General features: G+C 60.3%; 20 protein-coding genes and 1 tRNA gene. 15 read left to right on the forward strand and 6 right to left on the reverse strand.

The genetic code is table 11. The annotated features are described in order from the left end of the window. Positions 1-52 precede the first annotated feature (52 nt). On the forward strand, positions 53-1,318 hold the full coding sequence (gene icd / locus E4631_RS17815; RefSeq protein WP_133655619.1) for an NADP-dependent isocitrate dehydrogenase: 1,266 nt from the start codon (positions 53-55) through the stop codon (positions 1,316-1,318). A gap of 272 nt (positions 1,319-1,590) precedes the next feature. On the opposite strand, the gene E4631_RS17820 is transcribed toward icd, so the two are convergent. Next, positions 1,591-2,388, reverse strand: a complete 798-nt coding sequence (locus E4631_RS17820) for a TylF/MycF/NovP-related O-methyltransferase (protein WP_317129135.1) — start codon at positions 2,386-2,388, stop codon at positions 1,591-1,593. A gap of 171 nt (positions 2,389-2,559) precedes the next feature. Here E4631_RS17820 and E4631_RS17825 point away from each other — a divergent pair, with 171 nt between their 5' ends. The 5 genes from E4631_RS17825 to E4631_RS17845 all read left to right on the forward strand — a co-directional run bounded on the left by E4631_RS17825 (position 2,560) and on the right by E4631_RS17845 (position 6,811). After that, complete coding sequence (locus E4631_RS17825) at positions 2,560-3,939, forward strand: VWA domain-containing protein (RefSeq protein ID WP_240735038.1); 1,380 nt, start codon at positions 2,560-2,562, stop codon at positions 3,937-3,939. Positions 3,940-4,016: 77 nt separating this feature from the next. Further along, positions 4,017-4,589, forward strand: a complete 573-nt coding sequence (locus tag E4631_RS17830; RefSeq protein ID WP_133655622.1) for an RNA polymerase sigma factor — start codon at positions 4,017-4,019, stop codon at positions 4,587-4,589. Positions 4,590-4,619: 30 nt separating this feature from the next. Beyond that, positions 4,620-5,072, forward strand: coding sequence for a hypothetical protein (locus E4631_RS17835; protein ID WP_133655623.1), 453 nt, complete (start codon positions 4,620-4,622; stop codon positions 5,070-5,072). 18 nt (positions 5,073-5,090) lie between these two features. After that, complete coding sequence (locus E4631_RS17840) at positions 5,091-5,579, forward strand: hypothetical protein (protein WP_133655624.1); 489 nt, start codon at positions 5,091-5,093, stop codon at positions 5,577-5,579. 47 nt (positions 5,580-5,626) lie between these two features. Continuing rightward, a complete protein-coding gene (locus tag E4631_RS17845; protein WP_133655625.1) occupies positions 5,627-6,811 on the forward strand; it encodes an aspartate aminotransferase family protein in 1,185 nt (394 codons plus the stop codon). A gap of 94 nt (positions 6,812-6,905) precedes the next feature. Here E4631_RS17845 and E4631_RS17850 read toward each other — a convergent pair whose 3' ends face one another. Continuing rightward, complete coding sequence (locus E4631_RS17850; protein WP_133655626.1) at positions 6,906-7,352, reverse strand: TerB family tellurite resistance protein; 447 nt, start codon at positions 7,350-7,352, stop codon at positions 6,906-6,908. Positions 7,353-7,574: 222 nt separating this feature from the next. Here E4631_RS17850 and pfkA point away from each other — a divergent pair, with 222 nt between their 5' ends. Continuing rightward, positions 7,575-8,546, forward strand: a complete 972-nt coding sequence (gene pfkA, locus E4631_RS17855; protein WP_133655627.1) for a 6-phosphofructokinase — start codon at positions 7,575-7,577, stop codon at positions 8,544-8,546. A gap of 56 nt (positions 8,547-8,602) precedes the next feature. Here the strand turns inward: pfkA and miaA are convergent, their stop codons facing one another. Together miaA and E4631_RS17865 are read right to left on the reverse strand one after the other, a co-directional pair. Next, the gene (miaA, locus tag E4631_RS17860; RefSeq protein WP_133655628.1) at positions 8,603-9,538 is read right to left on the reverse strand and encodes a tRNA (adenosine(37)-N6)-dimethylallyltransferase MiaA; all 936 of its coding nucleotides are present in this window, start codon (positions 9,536-9,538) and stop codon (positions 8,603-8,605) included. A gap of 110 nt (positions 9,539-9,648) precedes the next feature. Further along, positions 9,649-10,893: a glycosyltransferase gene (locus E4631_RS17865; RefSeq protein WP_133655629.1), complete on the reverse strand. Its 1,245-nt coding sequence runs from the start codon at positions 10,891-10,893 to the stop codon at positions 9,649-9,651. A 127-nt stretch (positions 10,894-11,020) separates the two neighbouring features. On the opposite strand from E4631_RS17865, the gene E4631_RS17870 reads away from it, so the two are divergent. The 5 genes from E4631_RS17870 to E4631_RS17890 all read left to right on the forward strand — a co-directional run bounded on the left by E4631_RS17870 (position 11,021) and on the right by E4631_RS17890 (position 17,927). Next, positions 11,021-14,575 (forward strand): PAS domain S-box protein, encoded by a 3,555-nt coding sequence (locus tag E4631_RS17870; RefSeq protein WP_166647926.1) that lies wholly within the window; start codon positions 11,021-11,023, stop codon positions 14,573-14,575. A gap of 96 nt (positions 14,576-14,671) precedes the next feature. Beyond that, positions 14,672-15,070, forward strand: a complete 399-nt coding sequence (locus E4631_RS17875; protein WP_133655631.1) for a response regulator — start codon at positions 14,672-14,674, stop codon at positions 15,068-15,070. A gap of 95 nt (positions 15,071-15,165) precedes the next feature. Then, entirely contained in the window at positions 15,166-15,933 is a 768-nt protein-coding gene (locus E4631_RS17880) for an MBL fold metallo-hydrolase (protein WP_133655632.1), read from the forward strand. 59 nt (positions 15,934-15,992) lie between these two features. Further along, complete coding sequence (locus E4631_RS17885) at positions 15,993-16,352, forward strand: cupin domain-containing protein (protein ID WP_133655633.1); 360 nt, start codon at positions 15,993-15,995, stop codon at positions 16,350-16,352. A gap of 9 nt (positions 16,353-16,361) precedes the next feature. Then, on the forward strand, positions 16,362-17,927 hold the full coding sequence (locus E4631_RS17890) for an NFACT RNA binding domain-containing protein (RefSeq protein ID WP_133655634.1): 1,566 nt from the start codon (positions 16,362-16,364) through the stop codon (positions 17,925-17,927). 46 nt (positions 17,928-17,973) lie between these two features. Here E4631_RS17890 and E4631_RS17895 read toward each other — a convergent pair. Then, a tRNA-Leu gene (locus E4631_RS17895) sits at positions 17,974-18,055 on the reverse strand. Positions 18,056-18,264: 209 nt separating this feature from the next. On the opposite strand from E4631_RS17895, the gene E4631_RS17900 reads away from it, so the two are divergent. The 3 genes from E4631_RS17900 to E4631_RS17910 all read left to right on the forward strand — a co-directional run bounded on the left by E4631_RS17900 (position 18,265) and on the right by E4631_RS17910 (position 19,881). Beyond that, on the forward strand, positions 18,265-18,735 hold the full coding sequence (locus tag E4631_RS17900; RefSeq protein ID WP_133655635.1) for a low affinity iron permease family protein: 471 nt from the start codon (positions 18,265-18,267) through the stop codon (positions 18,733-18,735). Between the two features lie 60 nt (positions 18,736-18,795). Further along, positions 18,796-19,260 (forward strand): DUF2231 domain-containing protein, encoded by a 465-nt coding sequence (locus E4631_RS17905; protein ID WP_133655636.1) that lies wholly within the window; start codon positions 18,796-18,798, stop codon positions 19,258-19,260. Between the two features lie 75 nt (positions 19,261-19,335). Then, positions 19,336-19,881, forward strand: coding sequence for an MOSC domain-containing protein (locus E4631_RS17910; RefSeq protein WP_133655637.1), 546 nt, complete (start codon positions 19,336-19,338; stop codon positions 19,879-19,881). Between the two features lie 117 nt (positions 19,882-19,998). Here E4631_RS17910 and E4631_RS17915 read toward each other — a convergent pair whose 3' ends face one another. Further along, positions 19,999-21,399 carry an RtcB family protein gene (locus E4631_RS17915; RefSeq protein ID WP_133655638.1) on the reverse strand — a complete coding sequence of 467 codons (1,401 nt, stop codon included), beginning with the start codon at positions 21,397-21,399 and terminating at the stop codon, positions 19,999-20,001. Between the last annotated feature and the right edge of the window lie 96 nt (positions 21,400-21,495).

A 21,495-nucleotide genomic window follows, 5' to 3' on the forward strand; every position in this document is an offset into this window, starting at 1 on the left:
CCCTACTTCCCACCCAATCCTGAATAACGACTAATAGACAACCTTTTTCCTCATGGCAGAGCAGAAAATCACCATTAAAAATGGCAAGCTGAATGTACCCGACCAACCAACCATCCCCTACATCGAGGGCGACGGTACGGGTCCGGACATTTGGCGCGCCGCGCAGCTCGTATTTGACGCAGCGGTAGAAAAAGCCTACGGCGGCAAGAAGAAGCTGGTATGGAAAGAAGTGCTGGCCGGCGAAAAAGCCTTCAAGCAACTCAACAACTGGCTTCCGGCCGAAACTCTGGACGCCTTCCGCGAATACCTGGTGGGCATTAAAGGCCCCCTTACTACCCCCGTCGGCGGCGGCATTCGCTCGCTCAACGTGGCCCTGCGCCAGGAGCTGGACCTGTATGCCTGCGTGCGCCCCGTGCGCTACTACGACGGCGTGCCCTCGCCCGTGAAGCACCCGGAGCTGACCAACATGGTCATTTTCCGCGAGAACACGGAGGACATCTACGCTGGCATCGAGTATATGAACGGCACGCCGCAGGCCCAGAAAATGCTCGAATTCCTGCAAGACGAGATGGGCGTGAAGAAGATTCGCTTTCCCGAGTCGTCGTCGTTCGGCATCAAACCGGTATCGAAGGAAGGCACCGAGCGTCTCGTGCGCGCCGCCATCAAGTACGCCCTGGAGCACAAGCTGCCGTCGGTGACGCTAGTGCACAAGGGCAACATCATGAAGTTTACTGAAGGCGCGTTCAAAACCTGGGGCTACGAGCTGGCCGAGAAGGAGTTTGGCAGCAAGGTATTCACGTGGGCACAGTACGATAAAATAGTGGCCAAGCAGGGCCAGTCGGTCGCCGACGCACTGCAAAAGCAAGCCCAGGACCAGGGCAAGCTCATCATCAAGGACAGCATCGCCGATGCTTTTCTGCAGCAGATTTTGCTACGTCCGTCCGAGTACTCAGTAGTGGCGACGCTGAACCTGAACGGTGACTACATCTCCGACGCACTGGCCGCCATCGTGGGCGGTATCGGCATTGCGCCGGGCGCCAACATCAACTACCTCACCGGCCACGCCATCTTCGAGGCTACCCACGGCACCGCGCCCAAGTACGCCAACCAGGACAAGGTGAACCCCGGCTCGGTTATCCTCTCGGGGGTAATGATGCTGGAGCACCTGGGCTGGAAAGAAGCCGCCGCCCTCATCAACAAGGGCCTCGAAGCCGCCATCGAAAGCAAGCGCGTCACCTACGACTTCGAACGCCAGATGGAAGGCGCTACCCTTCTCAAAACGAGTGAGTTCGGTGAGGAGATTGTGAAGAATATGTAGTAGCTTGGCAGTAGCCAATTAGTATAAACCCCCGCGTCGGCTGAAAGGCTGGCGCGGGGGTTTATCGTTTTACCGAATTGTAATGAAACGCGAATAACTCTATCAAAAACTACTTTCAAGGTATGATATACCCACACTGGCGCGAGTGCAGGACAACCTCCATACTATGCTCGGCACGAGTTACGCTGCGCTAAACTCGCGCCAGTGGTGCCAATGATAGTAGGCTATCTTGACTTGAGTCTAGAATGCGCGTGTATAGCCACCAACGCTCGTTACTTACTCAGCACGGCAGTGCCGCCGCTATCGGGGAGCGGGGTGAAGCCGATGCCCTCCGCGCGGCAAAATTCCAGCACGGCTTGGTGGGCACCTTTGTACTGGTCATTGTTGAAGTCGTGCACGAAAATGTAGCCGCCCGCCGACAGGCGCGGGTAGAAAAACCGCAATCCTTCCAGGATGGGATCATACAAATCGGCATCGAGGCTAACGAAGCAAAAAGTATCGTCTACTCCGGCGGCAGTGGCCGGGAAGAAGCCTTGCTTCACAATACACTGATGGGCGAAAGGCATTTTACGCAGCACCATCTCCACGCTGGTATCGGCAAAGTTTTGGTCGCCCGCTGAAAAGCCGCTTGCTTTTTCCTTGGCTACATCCTGGTTGTCGAAGCCCGTGAAGGTATCGAACAGGTAGAGCTTCCGGTCGGAGAATAAGAGGTTGAGCCGCTTGGCAAAATCGCCCCGGTACACGCCCAGCTCGGCCACGTTGCCGGGCACCTGCTTAGTCATAATCTCTTGAAAGCAAAGGCCTAAAGTAGCATGGCGCACGTAATCGAGGTTGATGGGAAGCGGCGCGGTGGCAGTTTTATAATTGAGTGACTTGGCAACGTACAACCCCTTGGCGGATAATAGCTTGGCGAATTTTTGGAAAAGAAAGCGGGCAGTACTCATGAACGGGACGGAATGGGCAAGGAGAAAAGGCTGGGGCAGCCGGATAGCTTCGGCGGCTGCTTGGGGCGGCGCAGGGGCAGGCAGCGCCACGAATTTAGGTACCGTACTGCTGCCGCCTTGCTGCATAATGTAACTATTGCTGCGCACAGGTTTCCCTACCCCCCCTCGCCATCGGCAAGCGCCTAGCAGTAGTGCGGCATAAATACAATTGGTTACGCCGCGCTTAAACCCGCGCCAGCGCTGTAAATTTCGCCGATGTTATTCCCGCTCAGACCTTTTGCTCGTTGTGCCATCCGCTTGCTGCTGGGTTGCGTGCTGTTGTTTTTCACGCTGCAAAGCCGGGCGCAGAACGCGCCGCCGGAGCGACCCAAGGTCACGCGCATTCTGTTTTTGCTCGATGCCTCAGGCTCGATGATGGCGCCTTGGGAAGGCAAGCCGCGCTGGGAGGTGGCCAAGCGCCTGCTGGCCAAAATGGCCGACTCGCTCAACGCCTACCCCAACCTGGAACTCGGACTGCGCGTGTACGGCCACCAGCACCCCAACGCCGAGCAAAACTGCGAAGACTCACGCCTCGAAGTACCCTTCGCGCCCAAAAACGCCGCCGCCATCAAGGCGCGGCTCAAGACGCTGAAGGCCCAAGGCAACACACCCATTACCTACTCGCTGGAGCAGTCGGCCAAGGACTTTCCGCAGGATAAAACGTCGCGCAATGTACTATTGCTCATTACGGACGGGGTAGAATCGTGCAAGGGCGACCCCTGCGCGGCCTCGCTGGCGTTGCAGCGCAAGCGCATTTTCTTGAAGCCGTTTGTGATTGGCATCGGGGCGGAAAAGGACTTTGGGCGGGCGCTCGAATGCCTGGGCAAGTACTACAACGCGGCCGAGGTCAAGACTTTCCAGACGGTGCTCAACGACGTTATTGCTCAGACGCTGGCCAAAACCACGGTGGCCGTGAACCTTACCGACGAGGCCGGCCGGCCGGTGGAATCGAACGTGAACATGACGTTTGTGAACAACGTGACCGGGCAGCCGGAGTACAACTACGTGCACTACCGCGACGCCCAGGGCAAGGCCGATGTGGTCGATATCGACGCCTTGCAGAGCTACGACCTCATTATCAACACGGTACCAGCTATCCGGCAGGCTAATATCCCCATTAAGGCGGGCCGCACCAACGTCTTGAATTTCAAGACGCCGCAGGGTACGCTGCATTTGCAGCCGGCCAATATCACGCCCAACCCGTACGGCGGGGCGGTGCAGGCGGTGGTGCGAGCGGCGGGCAGCACGGCCACCGGGCTATCCCTACCCTTCGGCAGCCGCCAGAAGGTGCTGGCTGGCAACTACGAGGTCGAAATTCTGACGCTGCCGCGCAGCATCGAGCGCGTGACCGTGCGCCAGGGCCAGACCGCAACCGTGAGCTACGCCGCGCCGGGCACGCTCAATATCACCTCCGATTTGAAGGGGTTTGGCAGCATCTACAAGCTCAACGACGACGAGTCGCAGACCTGGATTTATAACCTGCCCGAAAGCAGCAGCAAGCTCAACCTGGCGATGCAGCCGGGCGCGTACCGGCTGGTTTTTCGCACGGCAAATAGCAACGGCAGCAAGTTTACGGATGTGCGCAACTTTACCATTCGCTCGGCGCAGACGACCTCGCTGAGCATTTTTGGGCGGTAAAGTACACCTTGCGGGCGACGCATTAAACCCTACCCCCCTTCCGGCGTCCAACCCACGCATTCGCCCCCACTCTGCGTTTGGAAGACCACGAAATTCTCGCTAAGTTTCACGAGCCGGCTAGTCGCAACCTGGCCTTTAACCAACTGGTACGCAAGTATCAGCAGAAGGTGTATTGGCATGTGCGCAAGATGGTGGTGGACCACGACGACGCCGACGACCTTACGCAGGATGTATTCGTGAAAGTGTGGAAAAACCTGGAGAATTTCCGGCAGGATGCCCAGCTTTTCACCTGGATTTACCGCATTGCGACCAACGAGTGCCTGAGTTTTTTGCAGAGCAAGCGGCGCAAGTTTTTCCTACCCCTCAACGACGTGGGGGCCGAGCTGGCGGCCAAGCTGGAGGCCGACCCCGCCATTGCGGGCGACGAGATTGAGCTGAAGCTGCAACGAGCCATTTTGCGGCTGCCCGACAAGCAGCGCCTGGTATTCAACCTGCGTTACTACGACGAGATGCCCTACGAGCAAATGGCCGAAGTGACCGGCACCAGCGTGGGCGCGCTGAAAGCCAGCTACCACCACGCCGCCCGCAAAGTTGAGGAATACGTTACGACCGCCGATAACCTGGGCTTTGCTCCCGATGGCGCGAATTAAACCTTGGGCCGCTTTTTTTATCTACTATTCATGAAACCTCCCTTTCGACTCGACCAGCATCTGCGGCGCGGGGTGCAGCCGCTGAGCAACCCGCCGGCGGGTTACTTCGACCAGCTGCCCACGCGCATCATGGCGCAGGTGGCAGTACCGGCGCACCGGCCGCTGCTGGTGTGGCTGTGGCAGGCGCCCATGTACGTGCGCACGGGCCTGGCCTCAACGGTATTGCTGGGCACGTTTGCGGCCTCTATGTGGCTGGGGAGTGCGCCGCTGGGCGTGGCTACCCCCGCAGTGACGCTCGATGCCGTGCCGCAGCAGCAGCTGGTGGAGTACCTCACCAGCGGCGAAACCCACGTAGATATGCTCGACCTAGCCGAGCTGCCAACACGCCAGCTGGGCATTACGCGGCAGTACTTGAAATCTTCGCCTACTGAGCTAACCGAAGCGCTCGATGCCCAGCCCGCCGAGGACGGGTCGCTGCTTTAGTTTTTTAACTTACTTGCCATGAATAGTTTACGGTTTTTAGTACTGAGTGGCTGGTGCCTCACCGCGCTGCTGGCCAGCCCGCCAGCGCAGGCGCAGGGGCGCGCCCGCCTAGGCCAGGGCGGCCGCCTCAACCAGCTCGACAACGCCAAAATCGCCTTCATTACCTCGCGCCTGACGTTGACCCAGGACCAGGCCCAACGCTTCTGGCCAATGTATCATGACTTCGTGGCCCGCCGCCGCGAGCTAAACAGAGCGGCCCGCCTGCTGCGCCGCGACGCCGATAATTCTGGCCTGAGCGATGCGCAGCTGCGCGATAATTTCAACCAGGATTTTGCCATCCGGCAGCAGCAGCTGAATTTGGAGAAAGACTACTTTGAGCGGGCCCAGAAGGTGCTGACGTTGCGCCAGCTAGCGCAGCTATACCAGGCCGAGCGCGACTTTACCAAGGAGGTGCTGCAACGCGTAGCGGGCCGACCCGGTAGCCCAGCGTCCGTTACTGAGCCGTAGCCAGCCCTACCCCCGCCCGCAACGGCGGCGGTACCTTTGCGGGCGTTATGCTTACGCCCCGCCAGCTTTTTCTTCGCCACCAGGCCCAGACGTCCGAGTTTCCGCTGCTGCTGGAGATTGAGCGGGCCGAGGGCGTGTATATGTACACGCCGGAAGGCCGCCCCATCCTGGATTTGATTTCGGGTATTGGCGTCAGCAATGTGGGGCACCGGCACCCGCGGGTGCTGCAAGCCATTCAGGACCAGCTCGATAAATACCTGCACCTGATGGTGTATGGTGAGCTGGTGCAGGCGCCGCCCGCCCGGCTGGCGCACGCGCTAGCCGCCACCCTACCCCCCCCGCTCGACACGGTGTACTTCACCAACTCGGGCACCGAGGCCATTGAGGGCGCGCTCAAGCTGGCTAAGCGCCACACGGGCCGCACGGGCCTGGTTTCGGCCCACCATGCCTACCACGGCTCCACGCACGGCGCCCTGTCCATCACCGGCTCCGAGGGCTTTAAGAACAGCTACCGGCCGCTGCTGCCCGATGTGATGCACCTGCGCTACAACGAGTTGGCGGACTTAGACTTAATTACCGAAAACACGGCCGCCGTGGTGCTCGAAACCGTGCAGGGCGAAGCCGGCGTGCGCCTACCCCTGCCCGGCTACCTGCCCGCCGTGCGGGCCCGCTGCACCGAGGTGGGCGCACTGCTCATCCTGGATGAGATTCAGTGCGGCTTTGGGCGCACGGGCACACAGTGGGCCTTCGAGCAGTTTGGGGTGGTACCCGATATTCTGGTGTGCGCCAAGGGCATGGGCGGCGGCATGCCGATTGGGGCCTTTATCTCGTCGCCCGAGATTATGGTGGGGTTCCAGACCAATCCCATTCTGGGTCACTGCACCACGTTTGGCGGGCATCCGGTGAGTTGCGCGGCCTCGCTGGCCACGCTCCAGGTTATTCAGGAGGAGAATCTGCTGGCGGGGGTGGCGGCCAAGGCGGCGCGGCTGCGTGCCGGGCTGGTGCATCCGGCCATTCGGGCGGTGCGCAACTGCGGGCTGCTGATGGCCGTGGAGTTTGACTCGTTTGAGGTGCTCAAGCCGATTATTGACCGCGCCCTGGCCGAGGAAGGTGTCCTGACCGACTGGTTCTTGTTCTGCGACAACTCGTTGCGCATTGCCCCGCCGCTCACCATCACCGAATCCGAGATTGATGCGGCGCTGGTGGGGCTGCTACGCGCCATTGGTGATTAATAGCCAAACGGGAGCGCGGCTGTTTTTCCTTGAATAGTGAAAAACAGCCGCGCTCCCGTTTGGTGGCCCGTAGTATAGGCTCTCTACCCCCCTCTTAGCGCTTGGGTAGCGCGTTGTAATTCAGGAAGGACAGGCTTTCGTCTTTTACGCGCTCACGCGGCACGGCATCTTTTACGCCCTGCGAAATCTTGCGCACCAACACCCCCACTATGGCCTGGCGGAAGCCCAGCTTTTCGGCCATCATAATGCAGAAATCCATTTCTGTTTCGTCGATGATACCGTCGGCCAGCATCATATCAACCAAGTCAAAAATCTGGTCGAAGCGCTCCGAATCATTGCTGGGCAGGTCGGAAAGGCAGTCGGAATTACCGTCAACGAGCTTGCGCACATCGCCGGCCGACATGCCGTTCTTCTTGCCGACGGTAATGATGAAGTTCATTTCACGGTCGTCGACGTGGCCGTCGGCTTTGGCAAGAGCCGCGAGATTGCAGAGGTGGCCTTTTATCTTTTTGGCCTGCTCGTTTTCGAAAAAACCAAACATGGAATGGAGAGTGAAGGTGGGCGATGGGATACCGAAAAGTAAGTAAAAAAACCCTAATAACCAAGTGTCTGTTACGTAGCCATCGGGCCTTTTACGTAGCTAACGCAAAAATGTCGGGTTTAAATCCGCACAGCTCGTCCGGCAAGTGCGGCGGCCTTACGACCTTTGGGGCGCGTAAGCCGCCGCGAGGTTGGCACGGGGCGCTTTAGCTGACTTTGTTTTATGAAGAGAATCGGAGTTTTTACCAGCGGGGGCGATGCCCCTGGCATGAACGCCTGCCTGCGGGCGGTGGTGCGGGCAGGAGTTTACCACGGCATTGAGGTCTATGGCATCATGCGCGGCTACAGCGGCATGATTAAGGGCGAGTTTGTGCGCATGGATTCGGCCTCGGTTTCGAATACGGTGCAGCGCGGCGGCACGATTCTAAAATCGGCCCGCTCGCAGAAATTTATGACCAAGGAAGGGCGGCAGCAGGCCTTCGACCAGCTGGTGAACCACGGTATTGAGGGCCTGGTGGCAATTGGCGGCAACGGCACCTTTACGGGGGCCACCATTTTTGAGCAGGAATTTGGCATTCCGACGGTGGGCGCGCCGGGCACTATCGACAACGACCTCTACGGCACCGACTACACCATTGGCTACGACACGGCCGTGAACACGGCGCTGGAGGCCATCGACAAGATTCGCGACACGGCCGACTCGCACGACCGCTGCTTTTTTGTGGAGGTAATGGGCCGCGACTCGGGCTACATCGCCATTCCGTGCGCCATTGGCGGCGGGGCCGAAATTGTGATGGTGCCCGAAACGGCCATGAGCGTAGAGGCCGTTATCGAGTCGCTGCAAAGCAGTTACCTCCGCCATAAAACCTCGTTTATCGTCATTGTGGCCGAGGGAGAAGAAGAAGGCAATGTGCACCAAGTGGCCAAGCGCGTGAAAGAAGCCATTCCGCAGCTCGATACGCGCGTTACGATTGTGGGCCACATCCAGCGCGGCGGCTCGCCTACGGCTTCCGACCGCCTGCTGGCTTCGCAGCTCGGCATTGCAGCCGTGGAAGGCCTGCTCAACGGCATGAAGAACGTGATGGCCGGCATCGTGGACCGCAAGCTCATGTATACGCCCTTCGACGACACCATCAACAAGCGTAAAGTCATCAACCAGAGCTTTATGCGGATGGTAGAGATACTATCAGTATAGGCATGAATTATGAGTTAAAAGTTATGAGTTCTTCCGGGCAACTCATAGCTTTTAACTCATAATTCATCACTCAAATCCACCCACTGGTAGGCTTCGTCGCGGCGCAGCCAGGTGAGCTGGTGCTTGGCGTAGTGGCGGGTATTGCGCTGGAGCAGGCGCACGGCTTCGGCATAGTCATAAGTCCCGTCAAGGTAGCCAAAGATTTCCTGGTAGCCCACCGTTTGCAGCGCCTGGTGGTGGCGAAAGGGCAGCAGGCCTTCGACTTCGGCCAGCAAGCCCGCGTCGAGCATGTGCTCAACGCGCTGGTCTATACGCTGGTACAGCTCTTCACGCGGCCGGGTGAGCGCCACTTTTACCACGCGCCAGGGCCGGGCGGCGGCCAGGGCAGCCACGGCGGCCGGCCCCCGGTGGAAGCTGGAAAACGGCTGCCCGGTGCCGCGCGTCACCTCCAGGGCACGCAGCACGCGCTGGTGGTTTTGCAGGTCGAGGCGGGCGTGGGCCACGGGGTCGGTAGCAGCGAGCTCGGCCACGAGGGGGGGTAGGCCATGTGCTTGCAGCTCGTGCTGCAGCTGCTGGCGCACGGCGGGGGGCACGGCGGGCAGCTCGTCGAGGCCATCGGTGAGGGCCTGCAAGTAGAGCCCCGAGCCGCCCGTGGCAATCACTACCGGATATTTTTCAAATAGCTCCACCAGCCTCGTCTCGGCCTCGGCGGCAAAGCGGCCGGCGCTGTACTCCTGCGTAATGCTGTGTGAGCCGATGAAGTGGTGCCCTACCCCCTGCATTTCGGCCGGCGTGGGCTTGGCCGTGCCAATGCTCATCTCGCGGAAAAACTGGCGCGAGTCGGCCGATATGATTTCGGTACCCAGCTGCTGGGCCAACGCCACGGTTAGGGCCGTTTTACCCACGGCGGTGGGGCCGGCCACGGCCAGCAGCACGGGGCGCGGGTCGGCGGGGGTAGGGTTGAGCTGCGTAAATATTTTGGGTGAAAACATGCATGTAGGGTAAGCTTTAGCTTACCGTTGAAGGGAATGTGCGGTAAGCTTTAGCTTACCGTGAGCAGGATTCCGTTGTTCAGCTAATGTGGAAAGCGGCAAGCTAAAGCTTACCCTACTCCCAGCAGCTCGTCGTAGAGCTGCACCATCTTTTTTTCTTCCTGCTGCCAACTCCACTCGGTGCGGGCCTGGCGGCAGTTGGCGGCCAGCTGCTCGTAGTAGGGGCCGGGCTGGCCGCCGGGTAGCAGCCGGGCCAGGGCCGCCACCAGGGTAGCGGGCGCCAGGTCGGGCACCAGCACGGCCACTTCGTACTGCGCATTGAGGGCGCGGTACTCGGGAAAGTCAATGCAAAGCTGCGGGATACCCGCCTGCACATAGTCGAAAAACTTATTGGCCAGCGAGTAATAGTAGCTCAGGCCGATGTTTTCGAGTAGCATGATGCCCACCGTGGCCTGGGCCGTGAGCGCCCGCAGTGTTTCGGGCAGCACGTAGCCCCGAAACTCGACCTGCCCCGCCGGGTACTGCCCCGCCGCGGCCAGCAGCCCCAGCTCGGCGGCCTGCGCCCGCAGCACCGCCGAGCAGTCGCCCTCCCCGCAAATGACCAGCCGCGCTGGCACCTGCGGCATGGCGGCCAATAGCTCGGCCAGGCCCCGACCTACGTTGAGCGCGCCCTGATACAGTAAGGTTGCTGGTTCTTGTGAGTTCCTGGTTCCTGGTTTCTGGTTCTTGATTCCTGATTCCTGGTTGTCAGCTATTGGCCTTTGGTCATTAAGCGAACCAGGAACCTGAAACCAGGAACCAGGAACCTGAGACGAAGGAACATTTTTGACCACGGCAAATGCGCAGCCAGGATGGCGCTGCTCAAAAAGCCGGGCCAGCGCCGGACCCACCGTGTAGCGCAGCCGGGCACGGGGCACAATAAAATCTTCTACCCACCGCCACGCGCGCTGCACGAGGGGGCGGGTTACTACCTCGGGCACCTCGGTAAAAAACTCGTGCGCATCATACACAAACGGCTGGCCGCCGAGCCGGGCCCGCAGCCAGGCCGGCAGGGCTGCGTCGAGGTCGGCGCAGCTCCAGGCCGCGGCGCGCTGGCCCAGTAAGTAGGTCAACAGCCGTAAGTTATACTCAATATAAAACAGCTTACCGCGCTGAAACCATCCCCGCAGCCGATGCTGAGCGTAGGGCTGCGGCGCCAGCGGCACCGAGGCCGGGCGCTGCCAGCCCACCAGCTGCACCGTGTAGCCGGCCCGCACTAGGCTACCGCAAATACGCTGCATGCGCTGGTCGTAGCTGAGGTCGGTAGTGGCGGCCAGCACGATGCGCGAAGCCGCTCGGGCAACTAATTTGGCCACACGCGAATACAAAATGACGAGTACGTCGTAAATTCAGCCCAAAACTAACCCCGCTGGTGCGCTGCTGAAAAAAACAGTTTCCAACGAGCGTTACTCGCCCTCTATGCAAGCTCCTTCTCCGGTATCTATGTTACCGGCTACCGCCCTCATGCTCGACCAGCTACAGCTGGCTTACGCGGTGCTTGACCGCGATGGCCTGCTTGTGGAGGCCAACGACACGCTGATTAACCTCAGCGGTTATGACCAAGCCGAGCTATTGGGCCAGCCTTTTTCTAAGCTATTACCTCGCAGCCAGCAAGTTGAGCACCAAGCCAAAACCCGGCGCATCATGGCTGGCGAGGAGGCCTGCCTACCCTACTACGAGTCGGAGCTGGCCGCTAAAGACGGCAGCCTGCTTACCCTGCAATGGCAGTCTAACCTAGTGCTAGATGAGCAGGGGGACATTACGGGCATGTGGATGGCGGGCCACGTGCTGCCCAAGGGCGCTCAGCCCGGCGCCGGCGCGCAGCTGGCGCTGCCCGAGCCCGCCTACCTGCGCGAGTTTTTCGATAGCTCACATGACCTGATTCTGCACCTGAGCGCCACCAACGTGCTGCTGTTTGTGAACCGGGCGGGCCAGGAAAAGCTGGGCTACTCGGAAGCCGAGCTGCTGGGCCGGCCCTTTACCGACGTAGTGCACCCCTACTACCGCGCCAAGCTGCTCTATCAGCTGCGGCGCCTCTATGAAGGCCAGGCCCTCAACAAGCTTGAAACCGTGCTGCTGACCAAGGCCGGCCGGCCGGTGCACCTTATTGGCTCGGTGAGCAGCGAGCAGCAGCCCGGCCGCCTGCCCAGCGCCCGCGCCGTGTTGCACGATATCACGGACCGCATTAAGGCTGAGCGCCTGCAAAAAGTCTATTATAGCATTGCCAACCTGGCCATTTCGGCCCACGACCTACCCGCCCTCTACGGGGCTATTCACCGCGAGCTGGGCAAGGTCATTGAAACGAATAACATCTTTATCGCGCTCTGCGACGATGCCCGCACCGAGCTGGAATTCGTGTATTACGTGGACCAGCACGCCTATTTTGAGCAGGGCGACGGACGGCCGTTCTCGATGGGCGTCACGGAATACGTTATCGAGCAGGGGCAGCCGCTGTACTTCACCAAGGCCGATTTGCTGCGCCTGATGCGCACCGGTGAGCTCACTGCGTTTGGCCGCCTGCCGGCCGTGCTGCTGGCCTCGCCGCTGAGCGTGGGCGACCGCACCATTGGGGTCCTAACGGTGCAGGAGTACGACCGGGCCGACCTGTACACGCCGGCCGACCTCGACATTCTGCACTTTATTTCGGGGCAGGTGGCCCTGGCTATTGACCGCAAGCGGCAGGAGGAACACTTAGCCCTGCAGAACGCCCGCCTCAACGCTATTTTTGAGAGCGGCACGCAGCTGATGTGGAACGTAGACCGGCGCGGCTCCCTGGTTTCGTTTAACCGCAACTATGCCGATTTTTACCTGCACCGCACCGGTACGCTTCCCGTTCAGGGTGTCAATTTGTTAGAGGCAGATATTGGCCTTTCTGACGAGGATACCCGCGACCAGTTTAGCCGCAGCTACCTGGCGGCGGGCCGGGGTGAGGCGCAACAGTTTGAAATACCCTTGCGTAAAGCGAAAGGTCCTGATGTGTGGCTAAGCGTCACGCTGGCTCCTATCTACTTGCCCGATGGCTCGTTTGAGGAGATTACCGCCCAAGCGCAGGATATCACCGCTACAAAAAACTCACAGTTGGTGCTAGCAGCGCAAGAAGAAAAGTTTCGCTCCATTTTTGAGTCTTTCCAAGACATCTACTACCGTACTGACCGCGAAGGACGCTTTACTATCCTGAGCCCGTCAGTGCGCGAAGTGCTGGGCTATAACCCCACTGAGGCGCTGAGCTACCCCATTGACCACGTGTATTGGCAGCCCGAGCAGCACCAGAGTTTACTGCTTGAGCTGCGCAAAAATGGTGAGCTACGCAACTTCGAAACCCAGTTGCGCCACCAGGACGGCCACGCCGTGAGCGTGCTCGTGAATGCACGCCACACTGCTTTCGGCACCGAGGGCATCGTGCGTGACATCACGGAAATTCGGCGGATTCAGGACGACTTACGCCTAGCTAAGGAGGAAGCCGAAGCAGCTTCGGAAGCCAAGACGCAGTTTTTGGCCAACATGAGCCACGAGTTGCGCACGCCCATGAACGGCATTATCGGGATGATTGACCTGCTGGGCCAAACGGTTCTCAATACCGAGCAGGCCGACTATGTAGATACGCTACGCACTAGCTCCGAAGCGCTGCTGACCATCTTGAACGATATTCTGGACCTATCGAAGATTCAGGCGGGTAAGATGCGGCTGCACGAGTCGCCGCTGGCGCTAGTGCCACTGCTCGACCGCCTGAGCGCCTTGTTCTCCTACCGGGCCAGCCAGAAAAATATCCGTTTCAACTACCTCGTAACGCCCGAAACGCCTACGTTCATCGTTACCGACGAAACGCGACTCTTGCAAATTTTGGCTAACCTGGTGGCCAATGCCATCAAGTTTACGGTGCAGGGCACCGTGAACGTGGTGGCTTCGCTGGTGCGTACCGATGGCGAATACTGCACGCTACGCTTCGCGGTGCAAGACTCAGGCATTGGCATTTCGCCCAACGATGCGGCCCGCCTGTTCACCAGCTTCACGCAGCTCGATACTACCCCCAGTAAGGCCTATGGCGGCACGGGCCTGGGCCTAGCCATCAGCAAGGAGCTGGCCGAGTTGCTGGGCGGCACTATCGGGGTGCTTTCGAACACCGGGGAGGGTAGCGTTTTCTGGTTTACCATTCGCTGCCAGGTTCTTACGGCCGACCCGGCACCCGTGCTGGAGCTGCCAGCCCCGGTGGCGACGCCCCCTACCGAGAATTTGTTTGCCAGTGAGCCCTCGCGTATTTTGCTGGTCGATGACAACGCCATCAACCAGAAAGTAGCCGCGCGCCTGCTGGCCAAGCTCAACTGCCACGTAGAAGTAGCCAGCGATGGCTACGAAGCCATTGCCCGCGCCACGGCCCCCAATGCTTCGTACCAGCTCATTCTGATGGATATTCAGATGCCGGGGCTCGATGGCATTGCGGCTACCCGCGCCATCAAGGCGCAGCTAGGTAGTGCCAGCCCGCCCATCGTGGCCATGACGGCCTACTCGATGCCCGACGACGCGGTGCGCTTTGTGAAAGCTGGCCTCGATGACTACCTGGCCAAGCCCGTGAAGCATCAGCAGTTGGCCGAAACCCTGGCCCGCTGGGTCAGCGGGCCCAAGCCCTTGGCCGAGGTAACTGCCCCTACCCCCCCCGCCATCATCGACCCCGAAGTGTTGGCCCAGCTGTATCAGCTCGGTGGCGATGGTTTTGCGGCCGAGCTCTACAGTGAGTTTGTGGAAGAAACCACGAGCCTGCTCGACCAGGCCAAGGCCTGCTGGGACGTGGCCGACCTCGAAGGCCTGCACCCATTACTGCACCAGCTCAAGGGCACGGCCGGCACGCTGGGCCTTACCCACTTGGCTGGCAAGGCGCTGGCGCTGGAGCAAGCAATCAAGAACCACGAAACGGATTCTCTATCCCAAGGACTTATTGATTTGGGACAACTGTTTGACCAGTTTGTGAGTCATTATCCAACCATCCTCGCTGCAGTAGAATAAATTTTACAAGAATATTATTGACATTTAGCAGAATTTATTGGTTATTGTCTAGTCCTGTTATAACCTTTCTTTGCCCACTACTATTTCACTTCTTTCATGGATTCCGAATCTCAACCCAAAACCATTCTTATCGCCGAGGATAGCTCCGTCATTTTGAGCTTGACCCGCAAAATACTAGAGCAGCAAAAATACAAGATTGTATTAGCCAAAAATGGGGGCGAAGTACTTCGCCAATTGGAAAGTAAGCTGGACAGCGAGCCTGTTGACGGCGTGTTGATGGATATTAATATTCCGGTAAAAAACGGCCTGGAATGCACGAAGGAAATTCGCAGTCACGCCGACCCGCGCATCAACCAACTGCCCGTTATCGCCATCACAGGCAATGCCAATAATTACTCGCTGGAGCAATTTCGGGAGGCTGGCATTACCGATTACCTGCCCAAGCCGCTGGATTTTGACGCGCTGGTGCGGGTAGTACGGCAGTACGTAGGCTGATTTTTAAGCTGTTAGCTATTAGCTGCTAGCTGTTAGCTTTCGTTCAAGCGAAAAAAGCTAACAGCTAGCAGCTAATAGCTAACAGCTTAAAAGATATGAAACTCACTTTTTTAGGTACAGGGACTTCGTCGGGGGTGCCCATGATTGGGTGCGCCTGTCCCGTGTGCCGCTCGCTCGACCACCGCGACCAGCGGCTGCGGGTGTCGGTGCATCTGGAGGTAGAGGGCCGCAGCCTGGTCGTGGATACGGGCCCCGACTTTCGGCAGCAGATGCTACGCGCCCACATCGGCCAGCTCGATGGCATCCTGTTTACTCACGAGCACAAGGACCACACGGCGGGCCTCGATGATGTGCGGGCCTTCAACTTCCGGCAGCAGCAGGAGATGCCCATTTTTGCCGAGCCGCGGGTGCTGGAGCAGCTCAAGCGGGAGTTTGCCTACGTTTTTGCGGAGCACAAGTATCCTGGCGTGCCGCAGGTGAGCCTGCACCCCATCGCCGACGACCAGCTACCCTTTGAAGTATTGGGCCTGCGCGTGCAGCCGTTGCGCGCGTTGCACTACAAGCTACCGGTGCTGGGGTTCCGCATCGGCGACATGGCTTATTTGACGGATGCTAACCAACTGCCGGACAGCACGATGGACCAGCTTCGTGGGGCCGATACCATTGTGCTCAACGCGCTGCGCCACGAGCCGCACATATCGCATTTCAGCCTGAGCGAGGCCGTAGCTATTTTAGAGGACTTGAAGCCGCGCCGGGCTTACCTTACCCACATCAGCCACCAGCTGGGCCGCCACCGCGAGGTTGAAGCTCAGCTGCCGCCCTGGGTGCGGCTAGCCTACGATGGGCTGCAAGTAGAGGGGTAGGGACAGCTTTTAACCTTACCTACGCCGCCTGTTTACGTTTTTTAAAGCTGCAATACCACATGGAAGTCATTAACCTAGAGCAGAAATTTGGGCAGTTTACTGACCACTGGCACCCGCACGTAGTGGCTGACCTCAACGACCAGCATGTGAAGCTGGCCAAGGTGCAGGGCGAGTTTATCTGGCATAATCACGCGGCCGAAGACGAGCTGTTTTTGGTGGTAAAGGGCCAGCTGCACATCGAGTTTCGCACGCATACTGCCACGCTTAACCCAGGCGAGATGCTGGTGGTGCCCCGCGGCGTGGAGCACCGCCCGCACACAACCCAGGAAACCTGGATACTCCTGGTAGAGCCGCAGGCTACCCGCCACACCGGCGAGGTAGAGCACGCCCTAACCCGCCACGACCTGCCGCGCATCTAGCGCCCTGCTTTGCACACCAATCACTATTTTCTGCGCCAGCTGGCCCCGGCCCTCACCGAGCGGCTGCGCGGCTACCGCGTGGCCAGCTGCTTTTCGCAGGAGAAAGATGAGCTGATAGTAGGCTTGCTGAACGAAACCGGGGCTGAACTCTGGTTGAAAGCGCAGCTGGGCGCAGCTTTTCCGGCGCTGGCTCTACCCGAAACTTTCCACCGGGCCCGCCAGAACTCGGTGGATTTGCTACCCGAGCTGCTGGGCCGCACGGTGGCCCGTGTGGAGGCGTGGCCCCAGGATAGAGTACTGCAATTCACGTTCGTGGAAGACGCCGCTACGCTGGTGTTCAAGCTGTATGGCCCCCGGCCAAATGCTATTTTTCGGCCCGCGCCGGGCGCGCCGGCGCAGCTCTTTCATCAGCGATACGCCACCGATGCCGACCTGGTGCCCGCGCTGGCCCCTACCCCCCTGGTTATCGGCGAAGCCGGCAAGCTGCCGCCCGCGCTGGCCGACCTGCCGGCGCGCTTTCTGCGCGAGCAGCGCGGCTACGACCCGGCGCCCGCTGCGCTGAAGCAGCAGCTCGCTACCGAGCTGCTCGCGGAGCTGGAGAACCCGGCGCACTTCTACATTATTTACCTCGATGGCCGCACGCGCCTGAGCCTAGTGCCGCTGGGCGAAGTACTCGAAACGCTACCCGGCACCGACCCCGTTGGCGCGCTGCGGCGCTTTGTGCCGCTGGCGCTGGCCCGCCGCGCCCTCGAAACCGAGCGCCGCCAGCTGCGCCAGCTATTGACGCGCCGCGCCGACGAGGCCAGCACCAGCGCCCACCTGGCGGGCCAGCGGCTGCATGCGCTGGCCCATGAGGCGGGCTATCGCCGCCGCGCCGACCTCATCATGGCTAATCTGCACGCCATTGCGCCGAATGCGGCCCAGGTGGAGGTAGTGGATTTTTACACCAATGAGCCGGTAGTTATCAAGCTCAAACCGCTGGAGAAGCCCCAACGCACCGCCGAAAACCTATACCGCAAGGCCAAAAACCAGCAAATCGAAGAGCGCCAGCTGCAGACCCGCGTGGCTGACCGCGAGACGGAAGCGCTGCAAGCAATGGAGCTGCTGGAAGAGCTGGACAACCAGCCCACGCTGGCCGAGCTGCGCGGCTTGCGCGCCTGGCGCAAGCTGCACGCCCTCGACCCTACCCCCCTCGCCAAGGCCGCTACTGAGCTGCCGTTCAAGGTATTTGAGGACCAAGGATTTACCATCCTAGTGGGGCGTAATGCGCAAAATAACGACCTGCTGACCCAAAAATACGCGCACAAAGACGACCTGTGGCTGCACGCCAAGGACGTGAGCGGCTCGCACGTGGTCATTCGGCACCGGGCGGGGCAGCCGGTGCCCGAGCCGGTGGTGGAGCACGCGGCGCAGCTGGCCGGCTGGTACTCCAAGCGTCAGCACGACTCGCTGTGCCCGGTCACGGTGACGCCCAAGAAGTTTGTGCGCAAGCCCAAGGGCTCCTTGCCCGGCCAGGTGCTGGTAGAGCGTGAGCGCGTGGTGCTGGTGGTGCCCGGCAACCCGTTTGATAAATAGCCACTTACAAAAAAAGCCCACCTTGCGGTGGGCTTTTCGCTTTGCGTGCGCGCGGGGAGATTCGAACTCCCACACCCGAAGGCACCACCCCCTCAAGATGGCGTGTCTACCAGTTTCACCACGTGCGCAAAGGGCAATCGGCAACTTGGATTCGGCCGCTAGGCCGGCTTCGCTGAGGGGCGAAGCGGGTGCAAATGTACTACGCTTCCTGGTTTTTTTCAAATGCGCTCCCGTTTTTTGCGGGTCTTCACTCAGAATTAATTGCTTACACTGAACCTTACGCGCTAAGTGGCAAGAAGGTAGCTGACGCATATTTACTTTTCCTACCCCATTTTTTATGTCTGATACCCCAAAAGTTTTCGGTAAAAAGTCATTTTTTGGGCAATTTGCCGAGCGCACGACCAAAGTAGCGGGCTCAACCGCCGTGTTTGTGGGGGCGGTGGGCATTGTGCTGCTTTGGGCAGTAACCGGGCCGCTGTTTAAGTATTCCGAAACCTGGCAGCTCATCATCAACACGGGCACTACCATCATCACCTTTCTGATGGTATTCCTCATTCAGCGGGCGCAGAATAAAGACTCGCTGGTACTGCACCTGAAGCTGAACGAGTTGATTGCTGCTACCAAGGGCGCGAGCAACCGTCTCATCAATGCCCAGGATTTTTCGGAAGAAGAAATCCGACTTATTCACCAGTTTTATTGTTTACTAGCCGACAAGGCCAAGGCCGATAATGACTTGGGCGAAACTCACTCGGTAGAGGAAGCTGAGGACAATCACCACGAGAAGTTGGCTGCTCACCGCAGCGACTAGCTGGCGGCGGGGCACCACTTATTTTTGCGAACCGGGCGGCCACCGCCCGCTCCTACCCCCATGAACCAAGCGCACTGGCACCTTATTTTTAACCACGCGCCCATTTTTGGGGCGCTGGCGGGCAGCTTACTACTAGCGATAGGCTTGCTTCAGCGGCAGGACGCGCTGCTGCGGGCCGGCCTATGGGCGCTGGTGCTGGCCGTAGCCACGGGCCTGCCAGCCCAGCTAACGGGCTCCGGCGCGGCCCAGGTCGTTAAGAATATGCCGCGCGTGAGCCAGGCGCTCATTCAAAACCATGCGCAGGCGGCGCGGGCGGGCTATTGGGTGCTGGTAGCCACAGGCACGTTGGCGCTGCTTAGTATGATGCAGATGCAGCAGCGGGCGGCGCGGGTACGGCTGCTGCTGGGCCTTACGCTGCTGGGCGCGGTGCTCAGCTTTGGGCTATTGGCGCGCGCCGGCAACTTGGGCGGGCAAATTAGCCACCCCGAAATCAGAGAGGGTTATGGCACGCCCGACGAATTGTAGGGTTAGCTTGCTGTTTTAAGATTTGCTTATTCTTTTCTGTCTACTCACGGCAAGCTGAAGCTTACCCTACACGTTATGGCCTTCCCATTTTTTGGTGACGATAAATCGACGGTGGCGCGGCTGCTGGCGACCCTACCCCAGGTGGGCCGGCTGGAGTGGATAGGCCTGCGGCCGGCCCGCCGCACCGAGCTGGAGTCAGTGGCCGAGGCCGAGGTGATTACCGACCGGCACCTGGCCGGCGACCACGCCAGCCCCAAGGCGGGCGGCAAACGGCAGATTACGCTTATTCAGCAGGAGCACCTGGCGTCAGTAGCTGGCTTTTTGGGCCTGGCCGAGCCGGTAGCGCCCGGCCGCCTGCGCCGCAACCTGGTAGTGAGTGGCCTCAACCTGCTGGCACTCAAGGGCCGGCAGATTCAGATTGGCGACGAGGTTATTCTGGATATTACCGGCGAGTGCCACCCGTGCTCGCGCATGGAGGAGGAGCTGGGGCCCGGCGGCTACAACGCCATGCGCGGGCACGGCGGCCTCACGGCGCACATTGCCCAGGGCGGCCGCCTGCGGGTGGGCGATGCCGTGCGCGTGCTGCCCCCTACCCCCCCTGCCGACGCCAACGGGCAATAAAAAACCCGCAGCCAAAGGCGGCGGGCTTTCCTGAGCTATGAAAACACGGCTCTGGCGAGCCTATGGTACTTTACGCAAGGATTAAGCTTAGCGGATTTACCTGGGCGGAACTTTTTTTCAAGCGCCGTCCATTCGCACGATTTTGGGCGTGAAGGAGCCGAGCACATCCACCAATTCGCGCTGGCTGGCCATCACGGTGTGGATATCCTTGTAAGCCTGCGGGGCTTCGTCGAGGCCGCCGCCGAGCAACTCCACGCCGTAGTCGGCGAGCTGGCGGCGCAGGTCGGCTTCGCCGATTTCGGCCTTGGCGCGAGTGCGCGATAGCAGCCGGCCGGCCCCGTGCGAGGCCGACGACAGCGAGGCTGCCGCGCCCCTACCCCGCACAATAAAGCCAGGGGCCGTCATGGAGCCGGGGATGATGCCGAGCACGCCCGCGCCGGCCGGGGTAGCCCCCTTGCGGTGCGTGATGACCTCGCGGCCATCGGCCAGGCGCTCCTTCCAGGCGAAGTTGTGGTGGTTTTCCACCTTCGCCAGCGGCTTTTCGCCTAAGGCGCGGGCCAGGCGGCGGTGAATCTGGTCGTGGCAGGCCGAGGCGTAGTCGCCGGCCAGGTTCATGGCGGCCCAGTATTCCTGGCCAGCCTCGGTGTCGAGGCCCAACCAGGCCAGGTTTTGCGCCTCGGCGGGCAGCTGGCACACGTCTTTGGCGAGCTTGGTGTAGTGCTCGGCAATGCCCGCGCCCAGCCCCCGCGAGCCCGAGTGCGAGAGCACGCCCACGTACTGGCCCAGGGGTAGGCCCAGGTCGTTGGCCGGGTCGGTGATGTCCACGATTCCGAATTCCACGAAGTGGTTGCCCGAGCCCGACGTGCCCACCTGCTCGGCAGCGCGGTCTAGCTTGTTTTTCAGGAACGGAATGGCCTGAAACGTGTCGCTGTGCAGCACGGCGTGGTCGAGGCGCTGGCCCCGCTCCCAGCTGCGGCCGCTGCCGAAACGGGTGTTTTCGAGCAGCAGGTGGCGCACTTCCTGCACGCGCTGGGTGAGGTACTTGGCCGGCAGGTCATACACCGAGAGCGCCATCCGGCAGCCGATGTCCACGCCCACGGCGTAGGGAATCACGGCGTTGTCGGTGGCCAGCACCCCGCCGATGGGCAGGCCGTAGCCGTGGTGGGCGTCGGGCATGAGGGCGCCGGCCACGGTCACGGGCAGCTTCATGGCAGTTTCCATCTGGTGCACTGCCCCGGCGTCGATGTGCTCGGCGCCGAAGGTGACGTAGGGCTTGCGCGCCACCAGCTCGATGTGCCGCGACACGGGGGGTAGCAACGCGGCGGCGGTGTGGCTCCAGGCCAGGTTGGTCAGAAAATCGGTGGGGCTGGCCAGCACTGCTTTCAGCAATTCGAGCTGGTCGGCCTGGGTCAGGCGCTTGTGTTCTTTGCGCTGCAACTGCGCCAGCGCTAGCCCGATAGCACGGCCCTCGGGAAACCCGAGCTGCCGCAAGTCATTGCCCTGTAAAATAGAAGCCATTGGTTTGAAATTTAGAATGGGGAATTTGAAAGGATGAATTGGCGTGATGAAGCAGCCTAATTCAAAAATTGCCGGAGCGACAAGCGGCCCGCGTCG

The organism is Hymenobacter sp. UV11 (assembly GCF_004684095.1).
Taxonomy (GTDB): Bacteria; Bacteroidota; Bacteroidia; order Cytophagales; family Hymenobacteraceae; genus Hymenobacter.